The 16,299-nt window shown below is 67.0% G+C and carries 17 protein-coding genes; 6 read left to right on the forward strand and 11 right to left on the reverse strand.

What is annotated here, in order from left to right; all coding sequences use genetic code 11:
• Positions 1 to 53 precede the first annotated feature (53 nt).
• The 3 genes from EV147_RS24170 to EV147_RS24180 all read left to right on the forward strand — a co-directional run bounded on the left by EV147_RS24170 (position 54) and on the right by EV147_RS24180 (position 2,220).
• Positions 54 to 719: a general secretion pathway protein gene (locus EV147_RS24170; protein WP_235844978.1), complete on the forward strand. Its 666-nt coding sequence runs from the start codon at positions 54 to 56 to the stop codon at positions 717 to 719.
• Between the two features lie 178 nt (positions 720 to 897).
• Complete coding sequence (locus EV147_RS24175; RefSeq protein WP_130393758.1) at positions 898 to 1,518, forward strand: EF-hand domain-containing protein; 621 nt, start codon at positions 898 to 900, stop codon at positions 1,516 to 1,518.
• 207 nt (positions 1,519 to 1,725) lie between these two features.
• Positions 1,726 to 2,220 carry an Lrp/AsnC family transcriptional regulator gene (locus tag EV147_RS24180; protein ID WP_130393759.1) on the forward strand — a complete coding sequence of 165 codons (495 nt, stop codon included), beginning with the start codon at positions 1,726 to 1,728 and terminating at the stop codon, positions 2,218 to 2,220.
• A gap of 94 nt (positions 2,221 to 2,314) precedes the next feature.
• Here the strand turns inward: EV147_RS24180 and EV147_RS24185 are convergent, their stop codons facing one another.
• Positions 2,315 to 3,013, reverse strand: a complete 699-nt coding sequence (locus tag EV147_RS24185) for a GNAT family N-acetyltransferase (protein ID WP_130393760.1) — start codon at positions 3,011 to 3,013, stop codon at positions 2,315 to 2,317.
• A gap of 326 nt (positions 3,014 to 3,339) precedes the next feature.
• Between EV147_RS24185 and kefF the strand changes: the two genes are divergently transcribed.
• Positions 3,340 to 3,927, forward strand: coding sequence for a glutathione-regulated potassium-efflux system oxidoreductase KefF (kefF, locus tag EV147_RS24190; RefSeq protein ID WP_130393761.1), 588 nt, complete (start codon positions 3,340 to 3,342; stop codon positions 3,925 to 3,927).
• Complete coding sequence (gene kefC / locus EV147_RS24195) at positions 3,924 to 5,738, forward strand: glutathione-regulated potassium-efflux system protein KefC (RefSeq protein WP_130393762.1); 1,815 nt, start codon at positions 3,924 to 3,926, stop codon at positions 5,736 to 5,738. Before kefF ends, kefC begins: the two co-directional genes overlap by 4 nt.
• Here the strand turns inward: kefC and EV147_RS24200 are convergent.
• From EV147_RS24200 to paaA, 7 genes are all read right to left on the reverse strand, one after another.
• Complete coding sequence (locus tag EV147_RS24200) at positions 5,735 to 6,355, reverse strand: TetR/AcrR family transcriptional regulator (RefSeq protein ID WP_130393763.1); 621 nt, start codon at positions 6,353 to 6,355, stop codon at positions 5,735 to 5,737. The genes kefC and EV147_RS24200 overlap by 4 nt on opposite strands.
• A gap of 49 nt (positions 6,356 to 6,404) precedes the next feature.
• Positions 6,405 to 7,202, reverse strand: coding sequence for a DUF1835 domain-containing protein (locus EV147_RS24205; RefSeq protein ID WP_130393764.1), 798 nt, complete (start codon positions 7,200 to 7,202; stop codon positions 6,405 to 6,407).
• 145 nt (positions 7,203 to 7,347) lie between these two features.
• On the reverse strand, positions 7,348 to 8,439 hold the full coding sequence (paaE, locus tag EV147_RS24210; protein WP_130393765.1) for a 1,2-phenylacetyl-CoA epoxidase subunit PaaE: 1,092 nt from the start codon (positions 8,437 to 8,439) through the stop codon (positions 7,348 to 7,350).
• A gap of 20 nt (positions 8,440 to 8,459) precedes the next feature.
• Positions 8,460 to 9,053 carry a 1,2-phenylacetyl-CoA epoxidase subunit PaaD gene (paaD, locus tag EV147_RS24215; RefSeq protein WP_130393766.1) on the reverse strand — a complete coding sequence of 198 codons (594 nt, stop codon included), beginning with the start codon at positions 9,051 to 9,053 and terminating at the stop codon, positions 8,460 to 8,462.
• Positions 9,054 to 9,066: 13 nt separating this feature from the next.
• Positions 9,067 to 9,888 carry a 1,2-phenylacetyl-CoA epoxidase subunit PaaC gene (paaC, locus tag EV147_RS24220; protein WP_130393767.1) on the reverse strand — a complete coding sequence of 274 codons (822 nt, stop codon included), beginning with the start codon at positions 9,886 to 9,888 and terminating at the stop codon, positions 9,067 to 9,069.
• 10 nt (positions 9,889 to 9,898) lie between these two features.
• Positions 9,899 to 10,189, reverse strand: a complete 291-nt coding sequence (gene paaB, locus EV147_RS24225; RefSeq protein WP_130393768.1) for a 1,2-phenylacetyl-CoA epoxidase subunit PaaB — start codon at positions 10,187 to 10,189, stop codon at positions 9,899 to 9,901.
• Between the two features lie 23 nt (positions 10,190 to 10,212).
• The gene (paaA, locus tag EV147_RS24230) at positions 10,213 to 11,226 is read right to left on the reverse strand and encodes a 1,2-phenylacetyl-CoA epoxidase subunit PaaA (protein WP_130393769.1); all 1,014 of its coding nucleotides are present in this window, start codon (positions 11,224 to 11,226) and stop codon (positions 10,213 to 10,215) included.
• Between the two features lie 191 nt (positions 11,227 to 11,417).
• On the opposite strand from paaA, the gene EV147_RS24235 reads away from it, so the two are divergent.
• Positions 11,418 to 11,885: a universal stress protein gene (locus EV147_RS24235; protein WP_130393770.1), complete on the forward strand. Its 468-nt coding sequence runs from the start codon at positions 11,418 to 11,420 to the stop codon at positions 11,883 to 11,885.
• Between the two features lie 17 nt (positions 11,886 to 11,902).
• Here EV147_RS24235 and EV147_RS24240 read toward each other — a convergent pair whose 3' ends face one another.
• The 3 genes from EV147_RS24240 to EV147_RS24250 all read right to left on the reverse strand — a co-directional run bounded on the left by EV147_RS24240 (position 11,903) and on the right by EV147_RS24250 (position 16,044).
• The gene (locus tag EV147_RS24240) at positions 11,903 to 12,181 is read right to left on the reverse strand and encodes a DUF1488 family protein (protein ID WP_130393771.1); all 279 of its coding nucleotides are present in this window, start codon (positions 12,179 to 12,181) and stop codon (positions 11,903 to 11,905) included.
• A 126-nt stretch (positions 12,182 to 12,307) separates the two neighbouring features.
• On the reverse strand, positions 12,308 to 14,413 hold the full coding sequence (locus EV147_RS24245) for an FUSC family protein (RefSeq protein WP_130393772.1): 2,106 nt from the start codon (positions 14,411 to 14,413) through the stop codon (positions 12,308 to 12,310).
• A 386-nt stretch (positions 14,414 to 14,799) separates the two neighbouring features.
• Positions 14,800 to 16,044 (reverse strand): nucleoside recognition domain-containing protein, encoded by a 1,245-nt coding sequence (locus tag EV147_RS24250; RefSeq protein WP_130393773.1) that lies wholly within the window; start codon positions 16,042 to 16,044, stop codon positions 14,800 to 14,802.
• Between the last annotated feature and the right edge of the window lie 255 nt (positions 16,045 to 16,299).

Consider the following 16,299-nt stretch of genomic DNA (forward strand, 5'->3'; position numbering starts at 1 on the left):
ATCTGTCTGGTACGCTAGGCGGTCCTTTTTTCCGCCGCCTGGCGACCCTGCCCGTGCCAACCCTGACCCGGCCCGCTTTCCGTTTCGATCTCTCCGCCGCCTGGCTGCCGCGCCTCGCGGGCCTGGCGCTGTTTGCCGCACTGTGCGCGCTGGTCACGCACTGGGTGCTGGCGTTCAGCGCCATGCGCACGATTCCCGTGCCGAAGACCGCGCGGATCGCCCAGACCGAGGCCGTGGAAACCGGTGCCGTGGCCACGTTGTTCGGCGGCAGCGCGCAGGCGGGTGTGCGCGACATCCAGGTGATCGGCGTCGTGGCCGACCTCGATGGCGTGGGGCCGGCGGCGGCAATCCTGTCGATCGACGGCGGACCGCCCAAGGCCGTGCGCGCAGGCGCCTTGCTGTCTTCCCAGATCAAATTGACCGAGATCCATGGCCGCAAGGTGGTGATCGAGCGCAACGGCGTGCGCCAGGAAATCGCGCTGCCGCTGCAAAATTCGGTCAGCGTTGGCCGTCCGGGCAACCTTGCCGCGACCCCGCCGGCCGGCGCGGCCGCGCCGCTCTCCACGCCGATGCCCGCCCCGGCACAGGCCGCACCGCCGCCGGCCGCCAGCGTCCCGCCCACGCCGCAGGGCTTCCCGCAGAACGTGCCGCCGGGCGTGCAGCAGCCCATGCAGCAGGTGGCCCCGCAAATGCAGGGTGGCGAGGGCGCTCCCAACTAGGCCGGAGCAGCGCAGCGACGGTTTCAACGTGTTGCGCAATATTTGACTGTCTTGCGGCTGTTTACGGCGCGAGTCGATTCTGTGAGGCCCGTAACATCGTATTAAAAGTGCCAACTTGCGGTGGATGTCTGCGTTCTAATCCATACACGCACAACGTGTGATGAAAAGGAGCACAGACATGCAACGGAATCACAAGACGCAGATCTTCAAGAGCTTTATCGCGGCCTCGGCCGTGTTCCTGACCGCAGGCGCCGCCATGGCGCAGACCACCGCGGCCCCCACGACGACCCCCGCCGCGCCGGCCCCGCAGGCAGCGCCGCAGGGTGGTCCGGACCATCACCACCGCATGGGTGGCCCCGGCGGTCGGCATGGCGGCATGATGATGATGAAGTCGATCGATACCGACGGTGACGGCGCGATCTCGAAGGCCGAGGCCGACGCGCTGTTCAACAAGATCGACACCAACCGCGACGGCAAGCTCGACAAGCAGGAGATGGCCGCGCACCGCAAGGCCATGTTCGAGCAACACCGTGCCGAGATGAAGGCCCACTTCGAACAGAAGTTCAAGGCCGCCGACAAGAACAACGACGGCGCCCTGACGCGCGACGAGTTCAAGGCCGCGTTCCCGCGCATGGCCAGTCGCTTCGACCGGCTCGACGCCAATCGTGACGGCAAGGTGACCATGGCCGAGGTCCAGTCGGACATGGAGAAGATGCGCAAGGAGCGGAAGGATCGTCCGCACCATCGCGCACCGGGCGGTGCTTCGGCCCCGGCCGCGCCCTCTTCGAGCGGCGGTTAAGCCACTCGGCTGATGTAGTCCCCGCGCGGCCTCCGGGCCGCGTTTTTCATTGGCTGGCACCAGGCTTGCCTGCTGCAACGTGATGCATACGCGGGCCGCAAAGGCGTTCAACATAGATGCCGGCGTGAAATAAATTGCGGACTTGTGCCCGACTTGCTAAATTTGCGCAAAAAAATTGCCGACAAACATATTGCGGAGCAACAAAACGTGAGCAAGGTGGAGCTGGACAAGATCGACCGGAAGATTCTGGAGGTCCTGCAGACCAACGGGAGACTGACGAACCTCGAAGTGGCCGAGCGCGTGAATCTGTCGCCAAGCCCGTGCCTGCGCCGTATCCGCCGGCTTGAGGAAATTGGCGTCATACGGCAGTACGCCGCACTGCTGGAGCCGAACAAGATCGGCCTGGGCCTGCTGGCGTATATCAATGTGCGCCTGGAGAAGCAGGGCGGCACGCCCAAGGGCAAGGCGCCGCTGGACCTGTTCCGCGCCGCCATCCAGACCTGGCCCGAGGTGGCCGCCTGCCACGCCATGACCGGCGAGATGGACTTGCTGCTCAAGGTCTATGTCGAGGACATGGAACACTTTGCGCGCTTCATGCAGGAGCAGTTGCTGGCCCACCCGTCGGTTATCGACGTGCGGTCGAGCTTTGCGCTGGAATCGATCAAGGACACCACGGCGCTGCCGGTGGCCGGCGGCAACTGATTGCTGACCGTGGAAACAACAACGGCGCACCAATGCGGTGCGCCGTTTGTGTTGGCAGTTGGCCGTTGGCGGTCGGCAGTAGCCGGAAGGTCGGTCAGGCCGTGCCCTTGTGCGGCACCAGCGAGCGCCAGAAGCGCAGGCCGAAGCGGCGGACGTCGCGGAGGTTGCGGCGCACGACGTAGTCGAGGTCGGCCACCTGCTCGTCGATGACCTCGGTCAGGCGGCTCACCGTATCGGCGGGCGTCAGTTCCAGGTAGGCATCTGCCTCGCCATAGGCGAACTGCACCTTCATGCCGGCCTTCTTGGCGATGTGCATCATCGCGGCGTTGCGCGACAGACAGTGCATGTACAGCGTGCGCACGTTCGTATTGCGGCCGTGCATGGCGGCCCGCTGGAACAGCGCGCTGCCGATGCCGCGCCCGCGGGCGCTCTTCGACACCGACACGCCGAACTCGGCCACGCGGCCCTGGGCGTTGTCGCGCAGGTTGGCGAAGTGTCCGACGCCCACCAGTTCCAGATGCTCGTCATACACGCCGAATACGCTGTCATGGTCGAAGTCGATGCTGTCGACGTACGCCTCGATCACGTGGTCACCCACCGACTGGCCGAAACGGAGCAGGCGATCCTCCTCGCCCAGGGCGAGAAAATGCTTGAGCAGGCGCGAGCGATGATGGGCCGCCAGTTCGCGCACCAGCGTGGTGTGGCGATGGGATGGCTTGCTCGCTTCGGCTGCGCGGCGCAGATCTTCGTCGGTGACGGCTCCGACGGCCTTGCTCAGTTCGAGCGGGTTCACTTGGATTTCCTTCTTCGGATCGATATAAACAAGGCAATGCAGGCGTTTCTGCCCAGTCTGTTTCCCGAAAGGCAACCAAGCGCCTCGCATTTGTGATGCAAAATGCAGGGTTCGGGCAAACACTAGGTTGCTGCAATGCGAAAAGTATTGTAGTGGATTTGTCAGGCCCGCGTAAGGTTTCGTGCGCAACCCCTTGGGAGGCCGCTTCGGCGACTTTTCCGAAATCGTTGCAAAATCAAGGGTTTGCCGTGTCGGCCGCCGACATGCGCCAGACCATTCTGTTGATCTGCTGCAACGCCGCACAGTTGTAGAACAACCAGCCCCTTATGGACGAGCCGCCAATTGTTGTGATCTATGCGCATCCCGCGCCGCGACGTTCCCGCGTCAACCACCCGCTGGCCGAGGCGCTGGCCGAGCTGCCGCACGTCGAGGTGCGCGAGCTGTACAAGCGTTATGTGGACTACGACATCGACGTCGTGGCCGAGCAGCGGTTGCTTGCGACCGCCGAAACCGTGGTGCTGCAGTTTCCGGTGCGCTGGTACAGCGTGCCGGCGCTGATGAAACTGTGGCTCGACGAGGTGCTGGAACACGGCTGGGCGTACGGCCCGGGCGGCACGGCGCTGCGCGGCAAGTCGATGCTGGCCGTGGTCAGCACGGGCGGGCATGCCGATGCCTACGGCCCGGACGGCGTGCACGGCCATCCGATCGGCGATTTCCTGCTGCCGCTCGAACAGACCGCGCTGCTGTGCGGCATGTCGTGGCTGCCGCCGGTGGTCCTTCATGACGCCGACCGCGCCGACCCCGACGCCGTGGCGCTCCATATCGAGCACGTGGCCCGCCATCTGGCGCCGCCGCCGCTGCCGCCTGAAACCCAGGACTGGCCCGAGACCGAGCAGACGGGGGAGGGCGCATGAACCAGCACGATTTCCTGATAGCGCTGCTGGTCTTCCTGGTGGCCGCCGTGGTGGCCGTGCCGATCGCGCGACGCTTCCAGCTGGGCTCGGTGCTCGGCTACCTGATCGCCGGGGCAGCCATCGGCCCGTTCGCGTTGCGGCTGGTGACCAACGTCGAATCGATCCTGCATTTCTCCGAATTCGGCGTCGTGCTGATGATGTTCGTGATCGGACTGGAGCTGGAGCCGCGCAAGCTCAAGGCGCTGCGCCAGTCGATCTTCGGCTACGGCTCCGCCCAGATGGTGCTGTGCGCGCTGGCCATCGGGCTGGTGGCGGTGGCCTTCGGCGCCACCTGGCAGATTGCGCTGGTGGCCGGGCTGGGCCTGGCGCTGTCGTCCACGGCCATCGCGTTCGCCACGCTGGCCGAGCGCAACCTGATGCAGACCGGTGCCGGGGCCGCCAGCTTCGGAATTCTGCTATTCCAGGATATCGCCGCGATTCCGATGATCGCGTTGCTGCCGCTGCTGGCGGCCGACGGTGCCGGGGCCACGGCCCATGGTCCCGAGAACTGGCAGACGGCCGCCAAGGCCGTGGCGGTGATCGGCGCCGTGGTGGTGGGCGGGCGCTACCTGGTGCGGCCGGCGCTGCGCGTCATCGCCCGGACCGGCATGCGCGAGATGTTCACCGCGTTCTCGCTGCTGCTGGTGGTGGGCATCGCGCTGATGATGGACGCCGTGGGGCTGTCGATGGCGCTCGGCACCTTCGTGGCCGGCGTGCTGCTGGCCGATTCGGAATACCGCCATGCGCTGGAAGCCGACATCGAGCCCTTCAAGGGGCTGCTGCTGGGGCTGTTCTTCATGGCCGTGGGCATGTCGATCGACTTCGGCATCCTGGCGCAGTCGCCGGCCAAGGTGCTGGGGTTCGTGGCCGCATTCGTGGTCATCAAGACGCTGGTGCTGACGCTGCTGGCGCGCCGCTTCGGGGTAGGGCGCGGGCAGTGGCTGCTGTTCGGCCTGCTGATCTCGCAGGGCGGCGAGTTCGGCTTCGTGGTGTTCGCCGAGGCCCGCACCGTGGGCCTGCTGCCGCGCGAGACCGAGGCCCTGCTGGTGCTGATCGTGGCGCTGTCGATGGTGGTCACGCCGCTGCTGTTGCTGGCGTTCGACCGCCTGCTGGCGCCACGCCTGAACGCCATGGCGCAGCGGCCCGACGACGAGATCACTAATCATCACAATCCTGTGATCATTGCCGGCTTCGGACGCTTCGGGCAGATCATCGGGCGGCTGCTGTACGCCCAGGGCGTGGGCGTGACCGTGCTCGACCACGATCCGGACCAGATCGAGTTCCTGCGCCAGTACGGCTTCAAGATCTTCTATGGCGATGCCACGCGGCTGGACCTGCTCGAAGCGGCCGGCGCCGCCGAGGCGCGCATCCTGATCGTCTGCATCGAGGATATCGACGACAACCTGGCGCTGATCGACAAGGTGCGCCATCGCTGGCCCGAACTGGCGATCTACACGCGCGCCAAGCATGTCTCGCACGTCTACCAGCTCAAGGACCGGGGCGTGGAGACGTACGAGCGCGAGATGTTCGAGGGCTCGCTGATGCTGGGCCGCCGGGTGCTGGAGGGGCTGGGCTTCGACCCGGTGGAGGCGCGCGGCGTGGCGCTGCGCTTCCGGCGGCACAACATCGAAGCCATCGACCGCTTCTATCCGTACTACAAGGACCAGAAGAAGCTGGTGTCGCTGGCCCGGCAGGCGCGCGACGAGCTGGAGGAAATGTTCCGCCAGGACCGCGAGCAGCGCAAGAAGCGCGAGGAAGCGGAGTGGTCCTAGCGGGGGAGGGGCGCCGCCGCCCCTGTCAGGCCGTTTTCGAGCAGGTCCACCACCATCTCGGCGAACTGGGCGTATGACAGCTTGCCGCCCGGCTTGAGCCAGGTGAAGGTCCAGTTGATCATGCCGAAGACGGTCATGGTCAGCGCGGTCTGGTTCTCGGCGGTCACGCGCTCGGGGAAGGCCAGCCGCAGCAGGCGGGCGAAGGCCGCCACCACGTCGCGCTCGCGCTTCAGGATCTGGTCGCGCTGCTCGTCGGCCAGGAACTTCACGTCGTTGATCAGCGCGATATGGCGGGTTTGCGAGGTCTCGTACTCGGCCAGGAAGGCGCGCAGCAGGTGGCCGAAGGTCCCGCGCGGGGTACGGCCCTGGCGGGCGCCGTCAGCCTCGACCTCGGCCACGATCCGCATCAGCTGGTCGGTGTAGCGGTCGAGCAGGTCGAACAGGATGGCTTCCTTGCTCTCGTAATAGTGGTAGAGACGCGCCTTGGAGGTGCCGCAGGCGGCGGCCAGGTCGGCCATCGAGGTGCTCGGATAGCTCGTGGCGGCGAAGGCGGCTGCCGCCAGGTCGAGGATCTGTTCGCGTTGCGCCTCGAAGTCGGGCGCTTTGGTTCGGGCCATAGAGGTTCAGGGGGCGGAGGGTCGGACCGGTCCGCCGGTCTTGATCGGGTTACTCGGCGCTGGCCATGAGGGGGTTGCGGCGGAGTTCGCAGGAATCCAGGCTTTCCGGGTTGCCGCGCAGCTGCAGCTGGCCGTTGCTGACCAGTTCGCGGCAGCGCCAGAAGACGAACCAGTCGCTGGCCAGCAAGCCTTCGATCGCGCCCATGACGGCGGTGACGGTCTGCGCGGCGGGGGTCCAGTCGGCGGGGGCGCGCTCCAGGATCACGTCATCCACGTTGTGGTAGGCCGCCGGTACCAGCGTGTTGCCCTTCCACAGCCGCACGTCGGCGTTTTCCTTGACGTTCTGCTGCCATTCGTACCCCAGGCGGCCCAGGCGCAGCACCGAGACCGGCGCGATGGTCGAGAAGCGGCGTGCCAGGCGGGCGGCGGGGTACATGCCGATGGCGGTCAGGCTGCCGTGCGCGGGGGTCTCCAGCTCGCGCAGGTCCATCGCCACCTCGTTGATCCGCTGGGGCGCCTGGTACAGGTGGAAGACCACCCGGCGCAGCATCAGCTGGTCAGATGCGCTCTGGCCGTGCCAGATCGCCACTTCCATGTCGTCGCGGCGCAGTTGCTGGAGCTGGTCGAGCGCCTGGCGCATCTCGGCGCCGAAATCGATGTCGGAATGGGGCGCCACGCGCTGCCAGAAGCCGGAGCGGACCAGGCCCGTGCTGTCGATATCGGCGATCGGCCCCACGGCGAGATCGTCGCGCAGGACGACCACCGGATCGGGGCGGGCCGCCTGGGCCAGGGCCTGGCGCAGCGTCGTGCCCGCGACATCGCCGTTGACGACATGGATATATTGCATGACCGTGATTGTATAGGGATGCGACGGGTGCGCGGCCTGAGGCTGCGTGTTCCGCCATTGTAATCACGGCGCGCGCTGCGCCGGGCATCGGTGCCTGTCCGATATGCGCGCTTACCCCCGATGCGGCCCGGCCCGCTGCCAGCGCTCAGCGCTCGTCGTAGCTGACCACCACGCGCGGCGTCAGCGCCCGCGCCTGGCAGGTCAGCACGAAGCCCTTTTCCATCTCCCATGGCTCCAGCGTGTAGTTCTTCTCCATTTCCACCTTGCCTTCGAGCACCTTGGCGCGGCAGGTGCAGCAGACCCCGCCCTTGCAGGCATACGGCAGGTCGAGACCGGCCGAGAGCGCGGTGTCGAGCACGTTGGCGTCGGCCAGCGGCAGGCGCATCTTGTGCTGCTTGCCGTCGAGCACGATGACGAGTTCGGCCGAGTTGGCATCGGTGACGGCGTCCTGGGCGGCGGGCGCGCGCCGGGGCTGGGCCAGCGGCACGCCGAAGCGCTCGGCGTGGATCTTGTGCGGATCGAGCCCGGCGGCCCTGAGGGCGTCTTCCACCTCGTCGATCATCGAAGCCGGGCCGCAGACGAACGCGGCGTCGATATCGTCCACGGGCAGCAGCGTCTCCAGGAAGGCGCTGACGCGGGCGCGATCCAGCCGGCCATGGAGCAGATCCACCTCCTGGGGCTGGCGCGACAGCACGTGGTAGAGCGTGAAGCGCGACAGGTACTGATTCTTCAGATCTTCGAGCGCCTCGGAGAAGATGATCGCATCGACGCTCCGGTTGCCGTAGATCAGCGTGAAACGGCTGTTTGGCTCGGTGGCAAGCGTGGTGCGGATCAGCGACAGCACCGGCGTGATGCCGCTGCCCGCGGCGAAGGCCACGTAGTGGCGCGCCGCGCCGGCGTCGAGCGGCACGTGGAAGCGGCCGTCCGGCGTCATGACGTCGAGCGTCTGGCCGGGTGCGGCGTTGTCGTGCAGCCAGGTCGAGAAGACCCCGTCATCGACCAGCTTCACCGCCACGCGCAGCTCGCCGCGCGCATCGTAATCCTGCACCCCGCAGCAGATCGAGTACGAGCGCCGCACGTCCTGGCCATCGACCGGCGCCTTCAGCGTCAGGAACTGACCTTGCGTGAAACGGTAGGCGTCGCGCAGTTCGGCGGGCACTTCGAAGGCGATGGAAACCGTGTCGGCGGTTTCCGGGCGAACCTGCGCCACGCGCAGCGGATGGAAGTGTGGAGTCATGGCCGGCGGGAGTCCGAAGGTCAGTAGGGTTTGAAGTAGTCGAACGGTTCGCGGCAGTCCAGGCAGCGGTAGAGCGCCTTGCAGGCCGTGGAGGCGAAGCGCGCCAGCTCCTGCGTGTGGACGCTGCCGCAGCGCGGGCACGCCACTTCCGCCGAGGCGGGGGCGCGCGGCACGAAGCGCAGCGGCCGGACGTTGTCGGCGCGTGGCGCCGCGCTGCCGCACCGGCCCGGCGGCGCGATGCCGAAGGCGCGCAGGCTGGCGCGGCCGGCCTCGGTGATCCAGTCGGTGGTCCAGGCCGGGGCCAGCACGGTACGCACGCGCCACGGCGCCAGCCCGGCGGCGTCCAGCGCGCGGCCCACGTCTTCCTCGATCTGGCCCATCGCCGGACACCCCGAGTAGGTGGGGGTGATGGTCGCCTCGATCGTCATGCCATCGCCGGCCAGCGCCACGTCGCGCAGGATGCCGAGGTCGCGGATCGACACTACCGGAATCTCGGGGTCCGGCACGGCTTCGAGCGCCGCCCAGGCATGGGCCAGGCGCGCGGCGGAAGATTCCGGGGCGGTCGTCGGCGCGAAACCGGGCGCGAACGGCGAGGTGGGCATCAGCGCGGGCATGGGCGGTCTCCTGCTACCACTGCGCGCCGGGGTGCGCGCGCGCCAGGCTCTGCAACTCGGCCAGCAGGTAGCTCATGTGCTCGGAATGCACGCCGTGCTTGCCCGTGGACACGAAGCCCGAGGGCGCCGGACGCCGCAGCGTGGCTTCGTCGAGCGTGGCGGCAACCGTGGCTTCCCAGGCGTCGCGCAGGGCGGAGGTCAGCACGCCCACGCCCAGCGCGGCGGCCTCCTGCTCCACGGCATCGTCGGCGAAGCACTCGTTCATGTAAGGCAGCAGATGGTCCAGCGCCTGCTGCATGCGCTGGTGCGAGGCCGCGGTGCCATCGCCGAGCCGCACCACCCAGTCGGCGGCGTGGTGCAGGTGGTAGCGCACTTCCTTGGCGGACTTGGCGGCAATGGCGGCCAGTTCGGAGTCGCTGCTGGCTGCCAGCGCCGGCCACAGTTCGGCCATCAGCGCGCTGTACAGGAAGTTGCGCATGATCGTCACCGCGTAGTCGCGGTCGGCGCGCGCCGTGCCGGCCAGCGGGCCGTGGTGCGGCAGTTCCTGGAGCGTCCAGTTGCGGAATTCGGGCTCGCTGCGCCAGTAGGCGTAGTCGTCCTCGTGGCGCACCCGGCCGGTCAGCCGGCCTTCGAGCGCGCCGGCATGGGCGTAGAGCAGCCGGGCCTGGCCGATCAGGTCCAGGCTGATATTGGCCAGCGCGATGTCTTCTTCGAGCGCCGGGCCGTGGCCGCACCATTCGGCGTTGCGCTGGCCGAGGATCAGGGCGTTGTCGGCCAGCCGCAGCACGTATTGCAGCGGCGCGGGGAGCGGTTGCCGGGTGGGGTTCGTGGTCATGGCGCAGCCCTTACATGTGGTTCACTTCGTCGGGCAGCTGGTAGAACGTGGGGTGGCGGTAGATCTTGTCCGCCGCCGGGTCGAACAGTTCGGCCTTCTCGGCCGGCGCGCTCGCGGTAATGGCCGACGACGGCACCACCCAGATCGAAACCCCTTCCTGCCGGCGCGTGTAGACATCGCGCGCCATGTGCAGCGCCTGCTCGGCGTCGGTGGCGTGCAGGCTGCCGCAGTGCTTGTGTTCCAGGCCCTGCTTGCTGCGGACGAAGACTTCCCACAGCGGCCATTCCTTTTGTTGGGTCATGTCGGTTCCTGTTCTGTCGGGGGTCAGGCGGCGGCCCGGGCCTGCCGGGCGCGGCTGGCGTGCTTTTCGGCATGGGCCAGTGCCGCCTCGCGCACCCATGCGCCGTCGTCGTGCGCCTTGACACGCGTGGCCAGGCGCTCGCGGTTGCAGGGGCCGTCGCCGTTGATCACGCGCCAGAACTCGTCCCAGTCCAGCGGGCTGTAGTCGAAATGGCCGCGCTCGGCATTCCATTGCAGGCCGGGATCGGGCAGCGTCACGCCCAGCACCTTGGCCTGCTCCACGGTGGCATCGACAAACTTCTGGCGCAGGTCATCGTTCGAGATGCGCTTGATGCCCCAGGCCATGGTCTGCGTGCTGTTGGTGGAGGCGGCGTCGGGCGGCCCGAACATCATCAGCACCGGAAACCACCAGCGGTCCACGGCCTCCTGCACCATGGCGCGCTGCGCCTCGGTGCCGCGCATCATGGCCAGCAGCGCGTCAAAGCCCTGGCGCTGGTGGAACGACTCCTCCTTGCAGATCCGGATCATGGCCCGCGCATAGGGGCCGTACGAGCAGCGGCAGAGCGGAATCTGGTTCATGATCGCCGCGCCGTCCACCAGCCAGCCGATCACGCCCACGTCCGCCCAGGTCAGGGTGGGGTAGTTGAAGATCGACGAATACTTGGCGCGGCCGGCGTGCAGCGCGTCCACCAGCTCGTCGCGCGAGACATTCAGCGTCTCGGCCGCGCTATATAGATAGAGGCCGTGCCCGCCCTCGTCCTGCACCTTGGCCAGCAGGATGGCCTTGCGCTTGAGCGACGGCGCCCGGCTGATCCAGTTGCCCTCGGGCTGCATGCCGATGATCTCGGAATGCGCGTGCTGCGAGATCTGCCGTACCAGCGTCTTGCGGTACGCGTCGGGCATCCAGTCCATCGGCTCGATCTTGCCGTCCTCGGCCATGCGCGCATCGAACGCAGCCTGGCGGTCGGCCACGCTGGCGTCGGCAAGGGCGGGGGCTGCCGGCGGTTGTCCCGGGAGGTCGAGACTCTGTGTGTACATCACGTCTCCTTGGCCTGCGAGGGCGTATGGGTGGGGTCACGGAGGTCTGGTCACTATATATATAAACCGACCGGTCGGTCAATTTAATGATGCGGGCGATCTTCGGGCATTTTCAGAATCGGCTCACAACGTGAGTCCGGCGCCACGTGTAGTATCGAAGTTCAACTTCGTCCGACGTGGAGGGCAGCGCAATGGCAGGCAAGGCTTACAACAAGATAGCGGTGGCAGTGGACGGCAGCGGCACGTCTGACCTGGCGCTGTACGAGGCCATCCGCGTGGCATCGGGCAGTGGCGCCACGGTGCTGGCGCTTTATGTGGTGGACAACGGCGTGATGCTGTTCGACGCCGGGTTCTACGACCCCACGCAGATCGAACGCGCTTATCTCGATAGCGGCAAGAAGGCCCTGGAGAGCGCCGCGCGGCTGCTCGAAAACGAGGGCGTGACGTTCGAGACGCGGCTTGTGAGCGACCCGGCCGTGATCGGCGACGTGGCAGGCTCGATCAACGCCGCGGCCAGCGAATGGGGCGCCGATCTGCTGGTGATCGGCACGCACGGCCGCCGTGGCGTGCGCCGCCTCGTGCTGGGGAGCGTGGCCGAGGCCGTGATCCGCCAGTCGACCATGCCCGTGCTGCTGGTGCGCGGCAAGGACGCCGACTGACCGTGGGCGGTGGGTATCTAACCCGCGAAGCGGAAGTGCCCGCCGCGCAACACGATCTCGCGCGCCTCGGTCAGCTCGAACATCGCCTCGGCGAGCTGCTCGATGCGCGTGCGGTTGGTGGTGAACGCGTTGACGAGATCCTCCTCGCGCGCCGAGCGGGCGCCGCAATAGGCTTCCAGCGCCTCGGCCGTGACCGAATACTGGGACCAACTGCCATTCACCGTCACCGGACACGACAGTGTCAGGCTGGCGCCGCAGTAGGTGGGAGTGCTGGTGGGAAAGCTGATATCGGCCATGGCGCACCTCGTCTTGCCGGGAACGGGGAAACGGCGAATATCCCTTCACTATAGGCAATTCACCCGTTCGGGCAAGCTGGCCCTGACGCGGGCTTGCTCGACCTCAAGCCGCAGTGCCAACCGGCTTCACCCGGCCCGCATGCGTGGCAGCCGGCGCCGGGCGCGCGCCTGTTCGGCGGCCAGGTCCCGGATACCCGCCACGGTGCGATGGGCGCTGTCGACGTGGCCGTCTGCATAGGCGGCCTGTTCAACGAGGAAATGGTCGAACGGGGCATCGGCGGGCGTGAGCGGCACCGGGTTTGCGGGAGTGACGGCATCGGTCACGGCACTCCGCCCAGGTCGCACGGCCACCTCGGCCAGACGCGCCTCAAGATCGGCGAGCATGGATTGTGCGGCTGCACCCGCCGGCACGAGCACCTCGCCGGATTCGGCACCTGCCCGCACCAGCCCGGCCAACGATGCCATGCGTCGCGCGGTGGCATGGAGCGCGGCATGCGCCGCCGCGAGCCGGGGGTCGAGTTCCTCGGCGCATTGTTGCAGCGTGCCCTCGGCACGGGTGGACGCCCGCCCGGCCGCCACCCGCAGCGCCTCCAGCCGGCGCTGGGCAGGCGTCAGCGACCGGGCCGTGCTGATTGCCGCGCGCAGATACACCGCGTTGACGGCCAGCGCATCGAGGCTGTGCCGGAAGATCCGCGACAACTCGGCGCGCGGCGCCAGAATGTAATAGCTCGCCAGCGCGATCAGGCAACCAATGGCGGTATCGAGCCCGCGCAGCGCGGCCACATGGCTGCTGCTGGACGCAGGTTCACCAATCCACGAGAACAGGATGACGGCCGGCGTCAGGAAGAAGGCGAAGCCGGCCGGGTTGCCGGCCAGCCGCAAGGCGTAGGCGCTGGCCAGGAACAGCGCGCTCGCGCCAAGCGCCAACATCGGGGACGGATGCGTCAGGCTGATCGCACAGGCCAGCAGCGCGCCGGCCAGCGAACCGGCAAAGCGATGAAACGAGATCTGCCGCGTGGTCTGCAGGCGCGGGCTGAGCACCATGATCACCGTGACGGCCACCCAGTAGCCGTGATCGACCTGCAGCAATTGGGACGGCAGCAGGCTCAGGCCGCCCGCGAACGCCATCCGCACCGCGTGGCGGGTGATCCGTGCGTCGCGCGAGGCAACATCGGCAAGCGCGTGTCCGAATCGGTCGAGCAGCCCGGCAAGCCCGGCAGTGGGCCAATTGAACGATTCGCGCCAGCTCCCGAATGCCGGAAGTTGCGCCAATGCCGCCAGCGCCGACTGAAAGGCGGGCGGTGCTGCCGCATTGACCCGCTGCCCGACCAGCCGGCGCAGATCCTGGTGCAGCATTGCCGATAGCGCCGGCAGGTCGGGCGCATGCCGCCCGAGGGTCAGGCGAACCTGTTCCAGCGTATCGGCCAGGCAACGCTCCGCGTGCGCCAGCGGCAGGCCGTGCCGGGCTCCGGCGCGCTCGCGCAGTTCGCCGGCAACGATCAGTAGCGCGAAAATGGCATCCGCCACGGTCACCGCGTAGGCATAGTGCAGCAGTCCGACCGGATCGAGCACCCCGCGCCGCGCCGTCACCGCCGCGCGCGCGGATTCGATCCGCTGGCGGACATCCTGTTTGCACGCCGAGGTGTCCCGCACCGCTGCGCCAGCAAGTGCCGTGGCAAAGCGCTGCAGGGCGTCGTAGACCGCGATGATCTCGAAGCGCGGACGGGTGTCGCGCTGGGACGGCACCAGCAGCAGGCACACCAGGCATGCGAACACGCCGCCCCGCAGGTAGTCGGCCGCCGCCATCCACGCGTGCGAGGCAATCTCGGCGCCGGCCACCGGTTGCAGGCGAGCGGCGATCAGCACCACATAGAGCAGCTTGAAACTCAGCGCGGCAGCGGGGCCGCGCACTTCCGCGAAACCTGCCACGATGCCGCCGGCCAGGACCACCGCAAAGGCAGCCAGCGGCGATGTGGCCAGACTGGCGCCCAGGGCACTGGCCAGTGCACCCCCGATCCCCACGGCACCCAGGCTCCGCATGCGCGCGGCCGCTGTACCAGGCCGATCGGCCAGGCAAGTCCAGATCGAAGCCGTGGCCGACCAGAGATAGCCCGCGTCCCCTGTCAGCCACGCCATCCCGGCCAGCGCGAAGAACGACAAGGCATAGACGATGCCGCGCTGGACGTGGGTCGTCTCGGGACAATAACGAAGGAGGCGCGGGGCGGGACGCATGGTGGATCGGGGTTCGGGACGTCTCAGGGTGAGTACCGATACCACTCTACGGACAACATTGCTGCGCCGCAACATTTCGTAGAAATATGATGAAATTGCTCGGGCGGCGTGCAGCTTTGCACCAAACTGGGGAAAGTTGCGGTCAGACTATGCACATGACAGTTTTGTCATGAAGAATGGTCGAATGGTCCGGCATCGATCGGCCATTCCCCTGAATTTGGGCAAAAAAAACCCGCGCAGGTTGTGCGCGGGTTGGAATCCACCGAGGTGGTGGAGGAGACAGACTTCACTATACACGACTTGTTGCGACGCACCAAGCCCGCCAAAGAAAATTGACTGCAAGACCGCACATTCACCGTTGTTGTCGTACAACGGAGTAGTAACCCCTAGCGGAATTGGTAGGCAATCCAGATTGCCGCCGTCATGCCGATCACGTCAGCAAACAGCGCGCAGCCCAACGCATGGCGCGTATTGCGCACATTGACCGAGCCGAAATAGACGGCCAGCACATAGAACGTGGTTTCGCTCGACCCCTGGATGATGGCCGCGACCCGCGCAGGGAACGAATCCACGCCGTAGGTCGTCATTACGTCCACCATCAGCCCGCGTGCGCCGGCGCCAGACAAGATCTTCATCAGCCCGACCGGCAGCGCCGGGAGGAAGCCCGTATCGATGCCCAGCCACGTGAAGCCGGCAGCGAGCGCCCGCATCGCCACATCCATGCAGCCGCTGGCCCGGAACAGGCCGATCGCCACAAGAATCGCTACCAGATAGGGAATGATCTGGACCGCGACCCCAAAGCCTTCCTTCGCGCCATCGATGAACGCGTCATAGACATTGACGCGCCGGATGGCGCCGCACACCAGAAAAAGGACGATCAGAGAGAGGATGAATCCGCTCCCGGCAAGCGCCGCCATCTGGCTCACTTCGGCGGGCGGCGCCTGGCGCAGCCAGAGAAACAGCAGGCCCAGCAGGGCGCCGGCCAGTGCCACCGCTATCAATACCGGCAGCTTGAACAGGTTGAGCCGCTGTACCCAGGCCACGGCGACCAGCCCGGCCAGGAACGAGGCGCCCGTGGCCAGCAGCGTTGGCAGCAGGATATCGGCGGCGTTGAAGTTGACCAGCCCTTGCTTCACCGCCAGGGTTTGCCGCACGGCGATCACCGCCGTGGGAATCAGCGTCAACCCGGCGGTATTCAGCACCATGAACATGATCTGGGCATTGGTCGCCGTGTCGGGATGGCGATTCAGCGATTGCAGCTCGCGCATCGCATTGAGCCCGAGTGGCGTGGCGGCGTTGTCCAGGCCAAGCATGTTGGCCGACACGTTCATCATCATCGCGCCCTGGGCTGGATGCCCCTGGGGCACGCCCGGGAAAAAGTGGCGCAGCAGCGGATTCACCAGCCGCGCCAGCAGGTCGATCATGCCGGCGCGTTCGCCGATCCGCATGATGCCTATCCACAGGCTCATTACGCCGACCAGGCCGAGAGAAATCTCAAATGCAGTCCGCGAACTGTCGAACAGGCTGGCCAGCAGCGCGGGGAAAACCGCCAGGTCACCGCCGATCAGACGTACGGCGGCGGCTATGAAAGAAAGCAGGAAGAATCCGAGCCAGACGAAGTTCAGTGCCATCGACGCCAGTGAGCGATTAGGAAGCCTGCCGCGCACATGCGCGGCAACGCTGCATCATAGCCGCACCATCGCCGCGTTTTCGGACGTCTGCCATGACGGTTATCGACAACTTGAGACCTTTTTTCAAAAAGGGCTTGCGCACCCCGCCGATCACGACTAATATTCGCCCCCTCGCAACACAAACCGCGCTGCAAACGCAGCAGCGACAAGGGTTGCGAGGCAGCAGTGGCGGGGGTTGCGAGGGTTTGCAGCGCC

Origin of the sequence: Cupriavidus agavae (assembly GCF_004217045.1) — a bacterium.
Taxonomy (GTDB): Bacteria; Pseudomonadota; Gammaproteobacteria; order Burkholderiales; family Burkholderiaceae; genus Cupriavidus; species Cupriavidus agavae.